Below are 16,283 nucleotides of genomic sequence, written 5' to 3'. Positions count from 1 at the left end.
GAGGAACCGTGCAGAAGAAGAAGGCAGTCATCGGCGGCGTCGCAGCGGCGGCGGTCGTGGTCGGGCTCGGGTCGTGGTGGGCCGTCGGCAACGCCGTCGAGGCCCAGACCACCGAGCGCGGCACCTGCGGCGGCGCCACCTGGGAGCTGAGCGCCGAGGCCGAGGACGGCGGCACCGAGGTGAGCGCCGAGCTGCAGTCGGCCGGACCCGGCGAGGAGTGGGAGGTCGAGCTGACGCGCGACGACACCTCCCTGCTGACCGGCACCCGCACCACCGACGAGGACGGGGAGATCGACGTCGACGCCTACAGCGACGGCAACCCCGGCGACGCGACGTACGCCGTCACCTTCACGCCCGCCGACGGCGAGCCCTGCACCGCCACGCTCGGCTCCTGATCCACCCCACCAGACACCCCGATCCACCCCACCTGAGGAGACACCCCATGAAGAAGACGCTCATCGCCACCACCCTCGTCGCGACCGCTGCGGCAGGCACCACCGTTCTCGTCGCCGGCCCCGCGAGCGCCGACGTCGAGCGACGCGGCACCTGCGCCGGGGCGACGTACGAGCTCAACGTCGACCGCGAGCGCGGCGGCTACGACGTCGACGCCGACATCGAGAACGCCCGCGCGTTCAGCGAGTGGACCGTCGCGGTCCGCCACAACGGCAAGGTCGCGGTGTCCCGCACCCTCAAGGCCGACGACGAGGGCGAGCTCGACCTCGACACCTTCCGCAAGAACACCCGCGGCAAGGACACCTTCAAGCTCACGGTGACGCCGGCCGGCGGCGGCGCCTGCTCGGTGAAGGTCTCCGTGGCCTGAGACCAGCTCACCGGCAGGAGCCCGGGTCAGTCCGTCCGCAACGTGACGGAGACCCGGGCTCCTCCCATGTCCGAGGCACCCGTCGTGATCGCACCGCCGGAGTCCTCGGCTGTGCGCGCGGCGATGGAGAGACCGAGGCCGGTCGATCCCGAGCCGCTCTCGCCGCGACCCGTCGCGTCGAGGCCGGCCGGCAGGCCGGGACCGGCGTCCTCCACGACGAGCTCGACCAGGTCGTCGGTGGCGTCCAGCGTGATGCGTACGGCGGCGTCGTCGGGCGTGTGGGAGAAGACGTTGTCGAGCAGCACGTCGACCAGCGCCTCCAGGTCGGCGCGGCTGGCCCGCAGCAGCGGCCCGGACGCGGTGAGGTGCAGGTCGTAGGCGCGGCCCTGGTCCTCGGCCAGCGCCTCCCAGTGGCGCACGCGCTCGGTGACGACCGCGACCGCGTCGGTGCGCGGGTCGAGGCCCTCGCGCTCGGAGCGACGGGCCTCGCGGACGATCTCGTCGACGGTGGCCTGCAGCGCGTCGAGGTCGCCGGCCAGGCGGTCGCGCAGGACCGGGTCGTCGACGGTCTCGACGCGCAGTCGCAGCGCCGTGACGGGGGTGCGCAGGCGGTGGGAGAGGTCGGCGACGCTCTCCCGCTCGCGGGCGAGCAGCAGCTGGATGCGGCCGGTGAGGCGTTCGACGGCGCCGGCGAGCTCCTGCACCTCGGGCGGACCCTCGATCGCCGCCACCGGGGTGACGGCGCCCGGGCGGCCGAGCGTCTGCGTGTGCTCGGCGAGCTGGCGGATGGGCAGCACGAACGACCGGCCGAGGCGGTCGACGACCACCAGTGAGCCGGCCAGCAGCGCCAGCGCCAGCACGGCCAGCAGCCCCCAGGCGACGCCGACGACCGACGTGATGCCCGGCTCGTCGACGACGATCCGGATCACCGGGGTCTGGGAGGGCAGGGCGGAGTTGCCGCCCCGCGACACCGGCACGAGGATCTGCGACCCGCCCGGCACGTCGTCGACGCGGGCGCGGCCGGTGTTGCGGGCGTCGAGGACCAGCTCGTCCTGGCCGCGGTCCGGTCCGATCTCGAGGCCGTCGGGGTAGAGCACCGTCACCTGGGTGTGGCTGTCCTTGTCGTTGAGCCGGTCGACGTACTGCCCGACCGCGCCGGCGTCCTGCCCGGACACGACCGTCTCGACGGCCTGCACCTCGAGGGCCGCGCGGGCCAGGCGGTCCTCCAGCGCGTAGCTGCGCACGAGGATCGCCATCGGCACGAGCATGGCCAGCAGCACCATCGAGATGGCCGCGGCCGCGGTCACCAGGAGGCTGCGGCGCACCTCAGCCGTCCTCGGTCGGCGCGGGCACGTCGGGGACCGGTGCCGCGAGGCGTACGCCGACGCCGCGCACCGTGGTCAGGTAGCGCGGGGCGGCGGCGGTCTCGCCGAGCTTGCGGCGCAGCCACGACAGGTGCACGTCGACCGTCTTGTCCGACCCGCCCCACGGCTGGCGCCACACCTCGACGAGCAGGTCGCGCTTGGTCACCACCTCGCCCGGCCGCTCGACGAGGTGGGCGAGCAGGTCGAACTCGCGCGGCGTGAGGTCGACCTCGGTGCCGTCGAGGTGCACCCGTCGGCCGGCGAGGTCGACGGAGAGGCCGCCGACGGTGATCGTCGACGGCCGCTGGCGGCCCGCCTCGACCCGGCGCAGGACCGCGCGGATGCGGGCGTCGAGCTGGGCGCTGGTGAACGGCTTGACGACGTAGTCGTCGGCGCCGGCGTCGAGAGCCCCCACGAGGGAGGGGTCGTCGGCGCGGGCGCTCGCGATGATCACCGGCACCTGGCTGACCGCACGGAGCATGGAGAGCACCTGGGTGCCGTCGACGTCAGGCAGCCCGAGGTCGAGCACGACGAGGTCGGGACTGGAGTCGACCGCGAGCTGCAGGCCACCCATTCCGGTGGGCGCGGAGGTCACGGTGTGCCCGCACTCGCGCAGGCCGCGCACCAGCAACGGCCGGATCCGGTCGTCGTCCTCGATGATCAGCACCTCGGCCACGTCGCGACCGTACCGCCCGCGACCGCACTGATCCGCGGGACGAGCAAGCCTTAGCAGTGCCTTAACCACCGCCTCACCTCACGCTGTCGTGCGGACGGGCACCATGGTCCCGTGAGACGTCGGATGCTGCTCGTCGGCCTGTGGGCCGCCACCACGGTCGTCGCCGTGCTCGTCGGCGTCTTCGCCGTGTCGACCGTCGGCGCCACGATCCGCGACCGTGGACCGGTGGGCGACGAGGTCGCCCGCGACGTCTCGGTGTCCTCCGCGTCGGTGCCCGAGCCCGAGGGTCCGGGCGTGTCCGAGGAGATCTCGGGGGAGTGGGGCGCCTTCCTCGTCGAGTGCCGCGACACGTGGGCGTACGGCGTCGGCGTACGCCCCGACAAGGACGCCGGCTGGCGCATCGTCAGCTGGGAGAAGGGCCCGGACGACGACGTCGACGCGGTCTTCAGCGACGGGCGCAACTCCGTCGACCTCGAGGTGTTCTGCAACCGCGGCCGCCCCACGCTCGCCGAGCTCGAGCGCAACACGCTGGGCGAGGACTGACCGGTCCGCCCCATCCCGTGCAACCTTCGGGTGAGCAGGTGCGTCCAGTCAGCGACAGACCACCTCACGGGGAGACCGAGATGACCTACCGCACCACCGTCCTGGCCCGCACCACCGCGCTCGCGAGCGCCGCCCTCCTGACCGGCTCGCTGGCGTTCGCGCCCGCCCAGGCCCAGCCCGCCCAGGCCCAGCCCGCCCAGGCCCAGCCCGACGACCGCAGCGCCGCTGCGCGCACCACGCTGACCTTCACCGTCGACGACTGCGAGGGCTGCGAGGTCCAGCTCGTCAACGCGCGCGGCACGCTCGACGCCGACGTCGTCCACGTCTGGGAGTCGCAGACCAAGGAGGTCAGCGGCGGCGCGGTCACCTTCCGCGTCCCGACCCGCCGCACCTGGGGCATGTCGGCCACCGTCGTCGCGCCCTGGGAGGGCTTCACCGGCTATCGCACCACGGTCGCGTGGCGCTACAACGGCGAGCGCGTCGGCGACACCGTCACCCTCGAGGAGGCAGTGACCAAGACCAAGGCGTCGGCTTGCTGGGAGGGCGTGCGCAGCCGGGAGGTCGTCGTGCCGCTCGTCGTCGAGAAGGTGCGCGTGCGCGGCCAGAAGAAGGAGGTCGACGGCAGCATCGCCTTCGTGCCGACGACCCAGAGCTGGCTCGCGCCGATGCGCAAGGTCTGGGACGGCGTGCTGGGCTCGCAGGACGTCAACATCTGCCGCTGAACCTGCTGCGGGATCTGACGCTGTGCGACCCGGACGTTTCCGGGACGCGGGTGCGGGGGAGGATCCTCCGCATGAGCGACGACGTCACGGCGACCGGTCCCGCGGAGCCGCGCAGGCTTCCGCGGGACTACCCGCCCTTCCTCTACATCCCGTGCGTGTCCCACGTGACCGACGGGAGGTACGCCGAGGCGGTCTACCGCCAGACGAAGGACGGGCGCACCGCCCTGCTCGTCTACTCCGCGCTCGACCGGCTGCAGGCGTGCCAGGGCGAGGACCAGCCGTGGTTCGGGCTGCCGCTGCAGAGCCTCCAGATGCTCCACGACGTGCGGCCGTTCGACATCGTCTACACCGACGTCTACGTGCCCGAGGAGCGTCGCGCCCCGGAGGCCGGGGTGCCCGCATGAGCGCCGCGGACGGCGGCGGTGGCGGTGGTGGTGCCTCCAGCCTGGTCGTCGACCACGCCACCCTGACCCGGGTCGCCGAGCAGCTCGGGCAGGCCGGGTCGACCTTCGACTCCGTCGGCACCTCGCGCCCCGGCGCGGGCGGCACGGGGCAGGCCGAGCCGCTGCTGCTGATGATCCTCGCCGCGGCCAGCGACGCGGCCGCCCGGCTCGCCTTCGAGTCCACGACCATCGCGGCCGCCGTGGAGGACTGCAACAGCACGGTCGCCACCGTCGACGCCCACGAGGCCGCGTCGTTCCTGATCAACGGGGTGGACACCGATGGCTGACCTCGACACCGAGATCGAGGGCGAGGTCGCCAACGTCCGTGCCGTCGGCCGGTGGCTGCGCCAGGACCTGCGCACCGGGTTCGACGGCCTGGCCACCACGGTCGCGCAGCAGCGCACCGACGCCGCCGGTGACTGGCAGGGCGAGGCGGGCACGGCGTTCTCCGGGCGCGCCCGCGAGCTCGCGCAGTCCGGCGACGACGGTGCCTCGATCACCGGTCACGTCGCGACGCTCGTCGACGACCTCGCGGAGGACATGCGCACCGCCAAGGACGCCATGGCCGACGTCCGCACCGCCGCACGCGAGGGCGACCTCGTGGTCGACGGCTTCACCGTCCGCAACCCCGGCGACGGGCCGCCTTCCGCCGGCCAGTCGCCCGCTCCCGACGCCACGCCGTCTGAGTGGGACGCGTGGGAGGCGCGCGACGCCGCCGTCCGACGCCACAACCTGAAGGTCGAGGTCTGGAACCAGTGCGTCGAGGACGCCACCGCGGCCTGGGACGCCTGGCAGCGCGCCCTCGAGGCGGGGGCGTCGGCGTGGGAGCGTCACGACTCGGCGTACGTCGGCGTGTCGGGCCAGCTGATCTCGGCGGGCATCCAGCTCGAGCTCATCCGCCGCGCGACGCCGCACCTCACCGGCGAGGTCGACCGGATGCTGACGCGTGCCGCCGAGCTGCGGGCTCACGCGGACGCGCTGCGGACCCCCGACGGCCGGGTCACCGACCCCGGTCGCTTCTACGACCTGATGGACGAGGCCGACCGCCTCGACGACGCCCACCCGTCCGCACGACGGGCGCTGTCCAGCTGGGAGCTGCCCAAGGGCCTGACCCGCGGGTTGTGGGTCATCGACATCGCCACCGCGGGCTACAGCATCGCGTCCGACTGGGAGGAGGAGGGGCCGGCGCAGGCCATCACCTCCAACGCGGTGCCCGCGGCCGCGTCCATCCTCGCCGGCACCGCGTCCGGTGCCTACCTCGGCGGCGTGGTCGGCAGCTTCATCCCGATCCCCGGCGTCGGCACCGCGGCCGGTGTCATCGTCGGCGCGGCCGTCGGTACGGTGGTGGGCGCCTTCACCTCCGGGGCCATCGACAGCCTCTTCGACTCCGGCGCCGACACCCTCGGCGACTGGGGTGGCGCGGTCGTCGACGGGTTCGAGGAGGTCGGCGAGACCTTCAGCTCGATCGGCGAGGGAGTGGGAGACGTCTTTGACTCGATCTTCTGAGCGGATGGCGGGGCGCAACGTCTTCACCTCCGGTCCCGTCGGGATCTTCACCGCCCTCGTCACCGGCCTGATCGGTGCCGGGGCGCTCTACCTCGCCGCCACGACCGAGGAGCGGCGACTGCTCAACCTCGTCCTCGGCGCCTTCATGCTGTCCGTGGCGGCGATGGTCGTGCTCGGCCAGCGGCGCAGCGTCTCGACCTGGCGCCGGACGGAGCTGCGCGGACGCCCGGCCTGGGCGCTCGCCCTCGGCGAGCGCGGGCAGGTGCCCGCCGTCGCCCTCGTGCTGACGACCCTCGGCATCGGTCTCGCGCTGGCGGCGGTGCTGGACGACCGGACGGGCGTACGCGTCGTGGCCGGCATTCCGGCGCTGTTCCTGCTGGTGCTGGCGGCCGAGCTGTGGCGTGCGTGGTCGCGTCGCCCCGAGCTGCGGATCTCGGCCGACCTCGTCGAGCTCCACGGCGCCGGCATCGACAGCGAGATCGCGTGGGACGACGTCGGCACCGTGGTGCCGGAGAACCTCGGCACGCGGTGGGCGGCTCTCGTGCTGACCGCTGTGGCCGGCGCGCCGTCGTACAGGTGGACGCTCAGCAGGTTCCTGCTGCCGACCGACCGCGAGCCCGACCCGCCCGGCATCCACCTGCGCTTCGGGCTGGTGCCCGACGAGGCCCAGCTGCGACGCGTCCTGCGCGAGCTCCACGTGGCCGACCGGGCCCGACGCGAGGCGATGATCGGCGGCGGGCTGCCGTCCGACGCCGGTTTCTGATCCGGCTGCTGACACCGGCCGACCGCCGTACGACCGTGCCCCTAGGGTGGTGCCATGGGCAAGCAAGAGGACTTCGTGCTCCGGGCGCTCGAGGAGCGTGACGTCCGGTTCGTGCGACTGTGGTTCACCGACGTGCTGGGCTTCCTCAAGAGCGTGAGCGTGGCCCCGGCCGAGCTCGAGAACGCCTTCGAGGAGGGCATCGGCTTCGACGGCTCGGCCATCGAGGGCTTCGCCCGCGTCTACGAGTCCGACATGCTCGCCCACCCCGACGCGTCGACGTTCCAGATCCTGCCCTGGCGCACCGGCGAGGACGGCGGCCCGGCCACGGCCCGCATGTTCTGCGACATCGTGATGCCCGACGGCAGCCCGTCCTACGCCGACCCGCGGCACGTCCTGAAGCGCACGCTGAGCGCGGCGGCCGACAAGGGGTTCACCTTCTACACGCACCCCGAGATCGAGTTCTACCTGTTCAAGGACGTGCCCGGGAAGGGTGACGAGCCGGAGCCGGTGGACCGCAGCGGGTTCTTCGACCACACCGCGCAGTCGCGCGGCGCCGACTTCCGCCGCGAGGCGATCACGATGCTCGAGGCGATGGGCATCTCGGTGGAGTTCAGCCACCACGAGGGCGGTCCCGGCCAGCAGGAGATCGACCTGCGCTACGCCGACGCGCTCACCACCGCCGACAACATCATGACCTTCCGCACCGTCATCCGTGAGGTCGCGCTCGGCCAGGGCATCTGGGCCTCCTTCATGCCCAAGCCGTTCACGACGCACCCCGGGTCGGGCATGCACACCCACGTGTCGCTCTTCGAGGGCGACCGCAACGCCTTCTTCGAGGCCGGCGCGCAGTACCAGCTCTCCAAGACCGGTCGGCAGTTCATCGCCGGCATCCTGCGCCACGCCGCCGAGATCAGCGTCGTCACCAACCAGTGGGTCAACTCCTACAAGCGGCTCCTCGGCGGCGGCGAGGCCCCGTCGGGCGTCTGCTGGGGCCACAACAACCGCTCCGCGATGGTGCGCGTGCCGATGTACAAGCCCAACAAGGGCCAGTCGACCCGCGTCGAGCTCCGCACGATCGACCCCGCCTGCAACCCCTACCTCGCCTTCGCCGTGGTCCTGGGGGCGGGCATGAAGGGGATCGAGGAGGGCTACGAGCTGCCGCGCGAGGCCGAGGACGACGTCTGGTCGCTGACCGAGCGCGAGCGCAAGGCGCTGGGGATCTCGCCCCTGCCGCGCAGCCTGTGGGACGCGATCGGCATCGCCGAGGACTCCGAGCTGCTGGCCGAGACGCTCGGCGAGCACGTCTTCGACTACTTCCTGCGCAACAAGCGCGCCGAGTGGGAGGAGTACCGCACCCAGGTCTCCGCCTACGAGCGCGACCGGATGCTGCCGGTCCTCTGAGCCCGGCCGTTCTCCGATGACGTCCGCCGGGACCTACGTCCGCAAGGGCTTCGTCGACGGAGCCGCGGCGGCCCGCGGGATCGAGCAGCTCGGCGACGCCGGCCTGCCGCTGACCGACGAGCTCGCCGCGTCGGCCGATCCCGACGCCGCGCTCGACGGGCTGCTGCGGCTGGTCGACGCCCTCGACGAGCAGGCGGAGGGTGCCGGGCGGGAGATGCTCGCCGAGGTCGCCGACGACGAGGGCACCGCCATGCGGTTGTGCAGCGTGCTCGGCGCGAGCACGGCGCTCGCCCACCACCTCGCGCGCCACCCGGAGCAGTGGCGCGAGCTGACCGACCCCACGCTGGGCAGCACCCGCCCGGCGGCGTACGCCCTGCGCGAGGCGTTGCTGACCGCGGTCGGCGCCGACCCGCACGCCGACGAGCCCGTGGCCGGGCTGCCGGACAAGGAGGCCGTCGACGCGCTGCGGGTGGAGTACCGCCGCCACCTGCTGCGGCTGGCCTCGCGCGACCTCGCCCACCACGTCGGTCTCGACGACGCCGCCGCCGAGATCTCCGACCTCGCGGGTGCGACCCTCGACGGCGCGCTCGCCGTCGCCCGCGCCCGGGTCGGCGAGCCGGCGCACGCCGTGCGCCTCGCGATCATCGCGATGGGCAAGTGCGGCGGCCACGAGCTCAACTACATCTCCGACGTCGACGTGGTCTTCGTCCACGAGCCGGTGGACGGCGCCGACGAGGGAACGGCACTCCGGGCGGCGACCCAGCTCGCCTCGCACCTGATGCGCATCTGCTCCGACCACACCCGCGAGGGCACGATCTGGCCGGTCGACGCCAACCTGCGGCCCGAGGGCAGCCAGGGTCCGCTCGTGCGGACGCTCGCCAGCCACGAGGGCTACTACGACAAGTGGGCGAAGACCTGGGAGTTCCAGGCGCTGCTCAAGGCGCGGGCGGTGGCCGGCGACGTCGACCTGGGCCGGCGCTACTGCGAGATGGTCGCGCCGATGGTGTGGAGCGCAGCCGGTCGCGACGGCTTCGTGTCCGACGTGCAGGCCATGCGGCGGCGGGTGGTCGACCACATCCCGGCCCACGAGGCGGAGCGGCAGATCAAGCTCGGCTCGGGCGGGCTGCGCGACGTCGAGTTCGCCGTCCAGCTCCTGCAGCTCGTGCACGGCCGGTCCGACCCGTCGCTGCGAGAGGGCGCGACGCTGAGCGCGCTGGCCCGCCTCAGCGAGGGCGGCTACGTCGGCCGCGTGGACGCCGAGAAGCTCCACGAGGCCTACACGTTCCTCCGCACCCTCGAGCACCGGATCCAGCTGCACCAGCTGCGGCGTACGCACGTCCTGCCCGAGGACGAGGCGTCCCTGCGGCGGCTCGGCCGGTCGATCGGCATCTTCTCCGAGCCGGCCGCCCAGCTCGACCGCCAGTGGCGCCACCACCGGCGCGAGGTGCGCCGGCTCCACGAGAAGCTCTTCTACCGCCCGCTGCTCGGCGCGGTCGCCAAGCTGCCCGGCACCGAGGCGCGGCTGTCGCTCGAGGCGGCGGAGGCCCGGCTGTCCGCGCTCGGCTACGCCGACCCGCGGGCCGCGCTGCGCCACCTCGAGGCGCTGACGAGCGGCGTCTCGCGCACCTCCGACATCCAGCGCACCCTGCTGCCGGTGCTGCTGGAATGGTTCGCCGACTCGCCCGACCCGGACGCCGGGCTGTTCGGCTTCCGCCGGATCAGTGAGAGCCTGGGCCGCAGCCCGTGGTACCTGACGATGCTGCGCGACGAGGGCCAGGTCGCCCAGCGGCTCGCCGTCGTCCTCGGCACCTCGCGCTACGCGACCGACCTCCTCGAGCGCGAGCCGCAGGGCGTCAAGATGCTGGGGGAGTCGCTCGTCCCGCTGAGCGCCGAGGCCGCGCTGGCGGAGATGCAGTCGCTCCTCGAGCGGGCCGAGACGCCCGAGGCCGCGGTCGTGGCGGTGCGGGCCGTACGCCGCCGTGAGCTGCTGCGGATCGCGTGCGGTGACCTCGTGGCGGGCACCGACGTGGCGGTGGTCGGGCAGGGCCTGAGCCGGCTCACCGACGCGACGCTGCAGGCCACGCTCGACATCGCGACCGAGTCCGTGCGCCGGCAGCGCGGGCTGGACGCCCCCGCCAGCCGGATCGCGGTGATCGCCATGGGGCGCTACGGCGGCTTCGAGCTGTCCTACGGCAGCGACGCCGACGTGATGTTCGTCCACGAGCCGGTCGACGGCGTCGAGGCGCAGGCCGCATCGTCGTACGCCACCGCCGTGGTCGCGGAGGTGCGACGCCTGCTGTCGCTGCCGGCGAGCGACCCCCCGCTGGAGGTCGACGCCGACCTGCGCCCGGAGGGCAAGAACGGCCCGATGGTGCGCACTGTCGAGTCCTACGCCGCCTACTACGCGAAGTGGTCGCACGTGTGGGAGTTCCAGGCGTTGCTCCGCGCCGACGCCGTCGCGGGCGACCCCGACCTGCGTGCCCGCTTCACCGAGCTCATCGACCCGCTGCGCTTCCCGGCCAAGGGGATCCCGGAGTCCGCGGTGGTGGAGGTACGCCGGATCAAGGCGCGCGTCGACGACGAGCGGCTGCCGCGCGGCGCCGACCGTCACACCCACCTCAAGCTCGGGCGCGGCGGCCTGGCCGACGTCGAGTGGACGGTGCAGCTGCTCCAGATGCGGCACGCCGGCAGGGTGGAGGGACTGCGCACGCCCCAGACGCTGCCCGCGCTGCAAGCGGCTGCCGACGCCGACCTGATCTCCTCGGAGGACGCGGAGACCCTGGCGGAGGCGTGGCGGCTGGTGAGCCGGGTGCGCAACGCCGTGACCCTCGTCCGCGGCCGGCCGTCCGACCAGCTGCCCCGCGACTCCCGCGAACGGGCGGCGGTCGCGCGGGTGCTGGGCTACCCCCAGGGGGCGTCGGACCAGATGGTCAACGACTACCTCCGGACCACGCGGCGTGCGCACGCGGTGGTGGAGCGAGTGTTCTGGGAATGAAGCGTTTTGCTTCATCCATGGACAAATGAAGCAATGACCTTCATCATCGAGAAGTGTCCGAGACTGCTGTCGCCACCCTGATCGGGGACCTCGTCGGGTCCCGATCATCGCAGGACCGCGCGGTCCTGCACCAGCACCTCGACGCGGCCCTCGCCGAGGTCAACGACCTCCTCCGCCCGCTGCGGCCGATGTGGATCACCGCCGGCGACGAGTACCAGGGTGCCTTCGCGACGGTCGCCGAGGCCGTGCGGGCCACGCTGCTGGTCCGGGTGCGGTTGCTGCCGGCGTACGACATCCGGCACGGCATCGGCTGGGGAGCGACGACCATGCTCGACGGGGAGGCGGGGATCGAGGACGGCCCGGGATGGTGGGCCGCCCGCGCTGCCATCGAGGCGGCGGCGAGCGCCGAGGCCAGTGCCGCCCACCGCTGGCTCCGGACGGCGTACGTCGTCGCGGACGGCGCCGCGGGCGCGGCGGACCCAGGGTTGGTCAACGCCGGGCTCGTGCTGCGCGACGAGCGGGTCACCGGCCTGTCGGAGCGCTCGGTGTCGGTGCTGCGTGGTCTGCTGTCACACGTGACCCAGCGCGACGTCGCCGAGGCGTTGGGGATCAGCGCGTCCGCGGTGTCACAGCGGGTGCGTGCCGACGGGCTGGCGGCGATCGTCGCCGCCCACGACCTGCTCGCGCCGGCTGATCCCGGCATGGGGACTGGGGGAGGAGATCGATGAGCTGGCTCGGGATCCTGCTGATCGGCTTCGCCGTGACCGACCTGACCCACTCGGTGCGCCGCACGCGCTACCTGCCCGAGTGCGTCGGGGCCCTGGTGGCGCTCTGCGTCGGCCTGCTCGCGGGCCTGACGTCCGGGCGTGACGTCGCCGCGCTGCTCGTGATCGCCGCCGTCGTGCTGGTGTGGGGGCTGACCGTCACGTGGGGCTTCGGCCACCCCGGGCCGAAGGCCGCCCGCCTTCCGCTCGCCGTCTTCCTCGCGTCGCTGGTGGGGGCGATCGCCTGCTCGGGGCTCGCGCCGTCGGCTGCCGGCCCGCTCGCGCGGTGGCTGGAGTCGCTGGCAATCGCCGACCTCAGCGCCGTCTCGCCCGACCGGTTCCTGCTGCTGTCCGGTGCCTTTGCCATCCAGCTCTCCACCGGCAACGTGCTGGTCCGGCTGGTGCTGAAGGCGACCGGCACCATCAACCCGCGATCCGACGGAGGCATGCCGCCGACCCAGCTCAAGGGTGGCCGGCTCCTCGGACCGCTCGAGCGGATCTTCATCCTCGCCCTCGCCCTTGGTGGCCAGGTGACCGCCGCCAGCGTGGTCGTCGCGGCGAAGGGACTGCTCCGCTTCCCCGAGCTCTCCTCGCGGCACGAGCAGCAGACCGTCCACGAGATGACCGAGTACTTCCTGCTCGGGTCGTTCGCGTCGTGGCTCGTGGCGCTGGGGTCATTCGTGCTGGTGGCGTGATCGCTCTCTTCAGTGTTCGAACATGCTTACGAATATGGCTGAATGCGTGTAGGATGGCGATGAACCTCAGTTGAGAGGTGTGCCACGAAGGCCTCGGCCCAGTTGGCGTCCTGGTGACGACCCGTTGACCTGCCGCACGTGTGTGCGGCGTGGAACCGTCGTCGAAGGAGGCCGCCCGTGATCGGCGCCACGGTCGTCGTGGCGGCGGTCTTGGCGGTCATCTCGGGTGCTCCTCGGTTGGGGTTGACCTGCAACCTGAGCCTAAGAAGGTGGCCGGGTAGGGCCCAATCCGAAACGGCGTCTGACCTGCGAAAACGGTGCGCTGCAGCCCAATCCAGGGACCCGGTCAGTCCGAGTCGCACATCGAGGAGCGGATCATGTGGACCACGGAGGACCCCACGACCCCGTGGTGAGGACTAGCGACGGTCCGGGTCGTCGTGCAGTCCCAGTCCCGCCTGCGGGTCTGCGAAGCCTTGGCGGTCGTAGGACGAGGCCCCGGCGTACCGCTTCTGACGCCAGGCCGCCCACGCGAACAGGCCGACCAGCAACCCGAGCAGGATCCAGAACAGCAGCATGGCAACCACCTCTTCCACCACAGGGTAAGCCGCGGGCCGGTCGGTGCTGCGGTGGTCTAGTGGGGGAATTCCTAGGATCTGAAGGCGCAGCACTGCGTGTCTGGCTCTCGTTTCCGCCGCTCACGAGGCCATTGGGAGCCCGTCACGACCCCGAGACCTACCAGCAGGGCATACACAACGGCGTCCTGCTCTGCAGCCACCACCACCATCGAGCCCACGAACCACGATGGCGCCTCCAACGCCTCCCCAACGGCGACTACCGCTTCCACCCACGCAGATAGGCGGCGAAGCAAACGTGCGCCGGCGACCTTCCGCGGGTTGTGCCTCACGACTCCGCACGTCGGCGACCGGTCCAGAGAGGCGCCCCAAGCAGTGCCAAGCCGACCGACAACATGACGCTGCCGCCGATCGCGAACAGCAGCACGTCGTCGGTGACCGGCTCGTTGCGGGACAGGGCGACGAGAAGCGTCGTGGGCGTGGCGACTGCGAGCCAACCGATGAGCCGCCACGGACGCGCATGCGTGCTGAACGCGAGTCCACCGAACAAGAAGGCCGGAAGCATCACCATGCCGGGGCTCGCGAAGAGCAGGAGGCCCGGTGCACCGAGCAGCGCCCACCACGGCTTCCGTCCGCCGCGCCGGGCCGCTGCCAGGAGCCCGCTGCCCAGACCCAGCCAAGCGGCGAACCCCAGGATCATCAGGGTCCCTGTCCAGCTGAACTCCGGCACGTCGGTGATGGCGCGCATCCAGATCCGGGCCGCCAGGCCCCACGCAAGACCGAGGACAGCGCCGCGGCCCGCCCCCAGCAGCAGGCCAGAGACGCCGGTCGTCGGTGCGGGGAGCCGACTGTCCGCGGTCACGTCGTCTCGCGGCGCGGGTGCCGGTGCTGCGGCCACCTCCGTAGCGGGCGGGTGCCCCGAGGTGGGAACGTACGAGAATGGTGCGTGCTCGGTCATGGCGTCTCCTTGAGGAGGGTGGTTCCGACACCTCACGGACCCCTCCTGTGAGGTGAGCGGGTGACAGCGTGAACCAACCGAAATCAGCTCGACGGCCCGGTCACCCGGGAGGCGTCGCGACTCGTCTGTGAGGTGATGGAGTCCGTGTTCGCGCCCGAGGACCAAGCCTCGTCGCCGGCCGCGTCCGCCACGCCGGTGGACGCGGCAGACAGGCTGGTGCTGACGCTGTTCCGGGCCGAGGGTGCTCGCCTGGTGTCGCTCGCGAGGTTCTTCACCGACGACCGCGCTGCCGCCGAGGACCTCGTGCAGGAGGCTTTCATCCGGCTGGCCCGGTCGGCGCACCGGATCTCCGACCAGGACCGCGCAGCGGCGTACCTGCGCTCCATCGTGATCAACCTGGCGCGGGACCACAACCGCCGCGGCCTGGTGTCGTTCCGGCACCGTCCACCCGCGGTCGCCGACGAGCCGTCGGCCGAGGACCAGGCCACGCGCCGGGAGTCGCAGCGCGAGGTCGTCGAGGCGCTGCGCGCACTCCCTCGCCGCCAGCGCGACTGCCTGGCACTCCGCTACTACCTCGAGCTGCCCATCGACCAGATCGCCGCGACGCTCGACATCTCCGCCAACTCGGTCAAGACGCACCTCAAGCGGGGCCTGCGTTCCATGGCGGCCAGTCTCGACAGCACCCGGGAGGAACAATGAGTGGTCTCGAAGATCGTCTGCAGGAGGCCCTGCAGCGCGAGGGTGGTCGCACGACGGCGTCGCCTGACCTGTTCCAGCGCGTCGCTGACAGCATCGACGCCGACCGTCTGCGGCGGTCGCGTCGCGCCCGCGGCGTGGCTCTCGGAATGCTGGCCCTCGGGTGCCTCGCCACACTGATCGCCATCACCACACCGCGAGACGAGGAAGGAGTGCACATGTCCTGGTGGGTCCTGGAGCTCGGAACCAACGCAGTTCTGGTCGCCGTCGCCGTGTGGCTCGGCCCGTTCATCAAGCGGTTCGGGCGGGCGTACGCTGCCGACGTCTTCCACGACAACCCGATGACCGGCAAGAGCTACATCGTGCTCACCGACATCGTCTACTACCTGATCTTCGCGGCCTACATCTTGTTCACCGTGCGCTTGGAGGCGATGCCAGGGAGCCTGGGCGAGGTGACGGCCGGGCAGGTGGAGAACGCGTGCGTCAGGGTCGGGGGGATCCTGCTGATCATCGGCGTCCTCCACGGCCTCAACATCGTGCTGATGCCGGTGCTCGGCCGACTGTTCTCGCTGAACCGGCGGCTCCCGCGCGACCACTGACCCTGACCACCGACAACCCGGCACGCGGGACACCGCCGCCTGTCAGCGTGACTGAGCTGCTGCGCAGGCGCACGACCGATCGGCTGAGTGATGAGATCCACCCGCGACGCCGCGATCAGCGCGGCAGAGGATTCGGACCGGTGGCGGTCACGAGCCGCTGGGGTGCCCAATCGTCGACGTGGTGGAACCCGTCGCCGAAGGGGCCGGCGTCGAGCTCGACGGACGCCCTCAACGAGAGGCGGTAGAACTTCACGTGGGTGAAGTCCTCGAACAAGATGTAGACGGGGTCGGGTGTGCTCTTCGGTCCCTGGAACTGCTGTCCGGTCAGGACGGGTTTGTACGTCGTGACGAAGGCGTCGAAGGCGTCGCCGACCACGACGCCGAGATGTTCCAGTCCCATCTTGTAGACGCGCTGGTGCACAGGAGGGATGAGCTCGATGAGGGGCACGAGCTTGCCGTTGAGGACTTCGAGCGGCTCCGCAGGGACGATCAAGGAGATCGGGCGGCCGTTCCAGACGTTCTCCCGGTTGCAGACCGCGTGGCGCTCCAGCAGGTTGCGCACATGGACGTACTGGTCCCACTCCGGCACGCGGAAGGCGAGGTGGCTGAGCGGGTACGGGCCGATGTCGACACCACGTGCGAGCAACCGTTGGTGCTGCTGCGCGGCGAAGGCCTGGTAGTCCCCGATGATGTCGCCCAACGGATCGGCCATCGCCGCCTCCTTCCGCCCGCCATCGTAGGACCCACGAGTGCGGCCAACGCGGGA

Annotated in this window: 19 protein-coding genes; 14 read left to right on the top strand and 5 right to left on the bottom strand. The window is 72.1% G+C overall.

Features of this window, described 5'->3' with window-relative positions; genetic code table 11:
* The first annotated feature begins 8 nt into the window (after positions 1-8).
* On the top strand, positions 9-395 hold the full coding sequence (locus tag JOD65_RS17310; RefSeq protein WP_191196143.1) for a hypothetical protein: 387 nt from the start codon (positions 9-11) through the stop codon (positions 393-395).
* Between the two features lie 47 nt (positions 396-442).
* On the top strand, positions 443-820 hold the full coding sequence (locus tag JOD65_RS17305) for a hypothetical protein (protein WP_191196142.1): 378 nt from the start codon (positions 443-445) through the stop codon (positions 818-820).
* A 26-nt stretch (positions 821-846) separates the two neighbouring features.
* Here JOD65_RS17305 and JOD65_RS17300 read toward each other — a convergent pair whose 3' ends face one another.
* Together JOD65_RS17300 and JOD65_RS17295 are read right to left on the bottom strand one after the other, a co-directional pair.
* Positions 847-2,145: a sensor histidine kinase gene (locus JOD65_RS17300; protein WP_191196141.1), complete on the bottom strand. Its 1,299-nt coding sequence runs from the start codon at positions 2,143-2,145 to the stop codon at positions 847-849.
* Between the two features lies 1 nt (position 2,146).
* The gene (locus JOD65_RS17295; RefSeq protein WP_191196140.1) at positions 2,147-2,860 is read right to left on the bottom strand and encodes a response regulator transcription factor; all 714 of its coding nucleotides are present in this window, start codon (positions 2,858-2,860) and stop codon (positions 2,147-2,149) included.
* Between the two features lie 111 nt (positions 2,861-2,971).
* On the opposite strand from JOD65_RS17295, the gene JOD65_RS17290 reads away from it, so the two are divergent.
* From JOD65_RS17290 to JOD65_RS17245, 10 genes are all read left to right on the top strand, one after another.
* Entirely contained in the window at positions 2,972-3,403 is a 432-nt protein-coding gene (locus tag JOD65_RS17290) for a hypothetical protein (RefSeq protein WP_191196139.1), read from the top strand.
* 80 nt (positions 3,404-3,483) lie between these two features.
* Positions 3,484-4,125: a hypothetical protein gene (locus JOD65_RS17285; RefSeq protein ID WP_191196138.1), complete on the top strand. Its 642-nt coding sequence runs from the start codon at positions 3,484-3,486 to the stop codon at positions 4,123-4,125.
* Positions 4,126-4,196: 71 nt separating this feature from the next.
* Entirely contained in the window at positions 4,197-4,529 is a 333-nt protein-coding gene (locus tag JOD65_RS17280) for an SAV_915 family protein (protein ID WP_204811249.1), read from the top strand.
* Positions 4,526-4,855: a hypothetical protein gene (locus JOD65_RS17275; RefSeq protein WP_191196137.1), complete on the top strand. Its 330-nt coding sequence runs from the start codon at positions 4,526-4,528 to the stop codon at positions 4,853-4,855. The genes JOD65_RS17280 and JOD65_RS17275 overlap by 4 nt, the downstream gene beginning before the upstream one ends.
* Entirely contained in the window at positions 4,848-6,074 is a 1,227-nt protein-coding gene (locus JOD65_RS17270) for a DUF1269 domain-containing protein (protein WP_191196136.1), read from the top strand. The genes JOD65_RS17275 and JOD65_RS17270 overlap by 8 nt, the downstream gene beginning before the upstream one ends.
* 4 nt (positions 6,075-6,078) lie before the next feature.
* Positions 6,079-6,837, top strand: a complete 759-nt coding sequence (locus tag JOD65_RS17265; protein WP_191196135.1) for a hypothetical protein — start codon at positions 6,079-6,081, stop codon at positions 6,835-6,837.
* Between the two features lie 54 nt (positions 6,838-6,891).
* Positions 6,892-8,238 carry a glutamine synthetase family protein gene (locus JOD65_RS17260; RefSeq protein ID WP_191196134.1) on the top strand — a complete coding sequence of 449 codons (1,347 nt, stop codon included), beginning with the start codon at positions 6,892-6,894 and terminating at the stop codon, positions 8,236-8,238.
* A 16-nt stretch (positions 8,239-8,254) separates the two neighbouring features.
* Positions 8,255-11,233, top strand: coding sequence for a bifunctional [glutamine synthetase] adenylyltransferase/[glutamine synthetase]-adenylyl-L-tyrosine phosphorylase (locus JOD65_RS17255; protein ID WP_191196133.1), 2,979 nt, complete (start codon positions 8,255-8,257; stop codon positions 11,231-11,233).
* Between the two features lie 53 nt (positions 11,234-11,286).
* Entirely contained in the window at positions 11,287-11,961 is a 675-nt protein-coding gene (locus tag JOD65_RS17250) for a SatD family protein (protein ID WP_191196132.1), read from the top strand.
* Positions 11,958-12,692 (top strand): hypothetical protein, encoded by a 735-nt coding sequence (locus tag JOD65_RS17245; protein ID WP_191196131.1) that lies wholly within the window; start codon positions 11,958-11,960, stop codon positions 12,690-12,692. Before JOD65_RS17250 ends, JOD65_RS17245 begins: the two co-directional genes overlap by 4 nt.
* A gap of 416 nt (positions 12,693-13,108) precedes the next feature.
* Here the strand turns inward: JOD65_RS17245 and JOD65_RS17240 are convergent, their stop codons facing one another.
* The gene (locus JOD65_RS17240; RefSeq protein WP_191196130.1) at positions 13,109-13,267 is read right to left on the bottom strand and encodes a hypothetical protein; all 159 of its coding nucleotides are present in this window, start codon (positions 13,265-13,267) and stop codon (positions 13,109-13,111) included.
* Between the two features lie 325 nt (positions 13,268-13,592).
* Positions 13,593-14,126, bottom strand: coding sequence for a hypothetical protein (locus JOD65_RS17235; RefSeq protein ID WP_191196129.1), 534 nt, complete (start codon positions 14,124-14,126; stop codon positions 13,593-13,595).
* 231 nt (positions 14,127-14,357) lie between these two features.
* On the opposite strand from JOD65_RS17235, the gene JOD65_RS17230 reads away from it, so the two are divergent.
* Both JOD65_RS17230 and JOD65_RS17225 read left to right on the top strand, forming a co-directional pair.
* Positions 14,358-14,921 (top strand): RNA polymerase sigma factor, encoded by a 564-nt coding sequence (locus tag JOD65_RS17230; RefSeq protein WP_191196128.1) that lies wholly within the window; start codon positions 14,358-14,360, stop codon positions 14,919-14,921.
* Positions 14,922-15,136: 215 nt separating this feature from the next.
* Positions 15,137-15,517 carry a hypothetical protein gene (locus JOD65_RS17225; protein ID WP_204811247.1) on the top strand — a complete coding sequence of 127 codons (381 nt, stop codon included), beginning with the start codon at positions 15,137-15,139 and terminating at the stop codon, positions 15,515-15,517.
* A gap of 115 nt (positions 15,518-15,632) precedes the next feature.
* Here JOD65_RS17225 and JOD65_RS17220 read toward each other — a convergent pair whose 3' ends face one another.
* Positions 15,633-16,229: a VOC family protein gene (locus JOD65_RS17220; RefSeq protein ID WP_191196126.1), complete on the bottom strand. Its 597-nt coding sequence runs from the start codon at positions 16,227-16,229 to the stop codon at positions 15,633-15,635.
* Positions 16,230-16,283: the final 54 nt, after the last annotated feature.

This window comes from Nocardioides cavernae (genome assembly GCF_016907475.1).
Taxonomy (GTDB): domain Bacteria; phylum Actinomycetota; class Actinomycetes; order Propionibacteriales; family Nocardioidaceae; genus Nocardioides; species Nocardioides cavernae.
This window is presented reverse-complemented; position numbering and strand designations above follow the sequence as displayed.

Coding starts and splice junctions, on each gene's coding strand:
- JOD65_RS17305 (WP_191196142.1), top strand. CDS start 443: ATGAAGAAGACGCTCATCGCCACCACCCTCGTCGCGACCGCTGCGGCA.
- JOD65_RS17285 (WP_191196138.1), top strand. CDS start 3,484: ATGACCTACCGCACCACCGTCCTGGCCCGCACCACCGCGCTCGCGAGC.
- JOD65_RS17280 (WP_204811249.1), top strand. CDS start 4,197: ATGAGCGACGACGTCACGGCGACCGGTCCCGCGGAGCCGCGCAGGCTT.
- JOD65_RS17275 (WP_191196137.1), top strand. CDS start 4,526: ATGAGCGCCGCGGACGGCGGCGGTGGCGGTGGTGGTGCCTCCAGCCTG.
- JOD65_RS17270 (WP_191196136.1), top strand. CDS start 4,848: ATGGCTGACCTCGACACCGAGATCGAGGGCGAGGTCGCCAACGTCCGT.
- JOD65_RS17265 (WP_191196135.1), top strand. CDS start 6,079: ATGGCGGGGCGCAACGTCTTCACCTCCGGTCCCGTCGGGATCTTCACC.
- JOD65_RS17260 (WP_191196134.1), top strand. CDS start 6,892: ATGGGCAAGCAAGAGGACTTCGTGCTCCGGGCGCTCGAGGAGCGTGAC.
- JOD65_RS17255 (WP_191196133.1), top strand. CDS start 8,255: ATGACGTCCGCCGGGACCTACGTCCGCAAGGGCTTCGTCGACGGAGCC.
- JOD65_RS17245 (WP_191196131.1), top strand. CDS start 11,958: ATGAGCTGGCTCGGGATCCTGCTGATCGGCTTCGCCGTGACCGACCTG.
- JOD65_RS17240 (WP_191196130.1), bottom strand. CDS start 13,267: ATGCTGCTGTTCTGGATCCTGCTCGGGTTGCTGGTCGGCCTGTTCGCG.
- JOD65_RS17230 (WP_191196128.1), top strand. CDS start 14,358: ATGGAGTCCGTGTTCGCGCCCGAGGACCAAGCCTCGTCGCCGGCCGCG.
- JOD65_RS17225 (WP_204811247.1), top strand. CDS start 15,137: ATGTCCTGGTGGGTCCTGGAGCTCGGAACCAACGCAGTTCTGGTCGCC.
- JOD65_RS17220 (WP_191196126.1), bottom strand. CDS start 16,229: ATGGCCGATCCGTTGGGCGACATCATCGGGGACTACCAGGCCTTCGCC.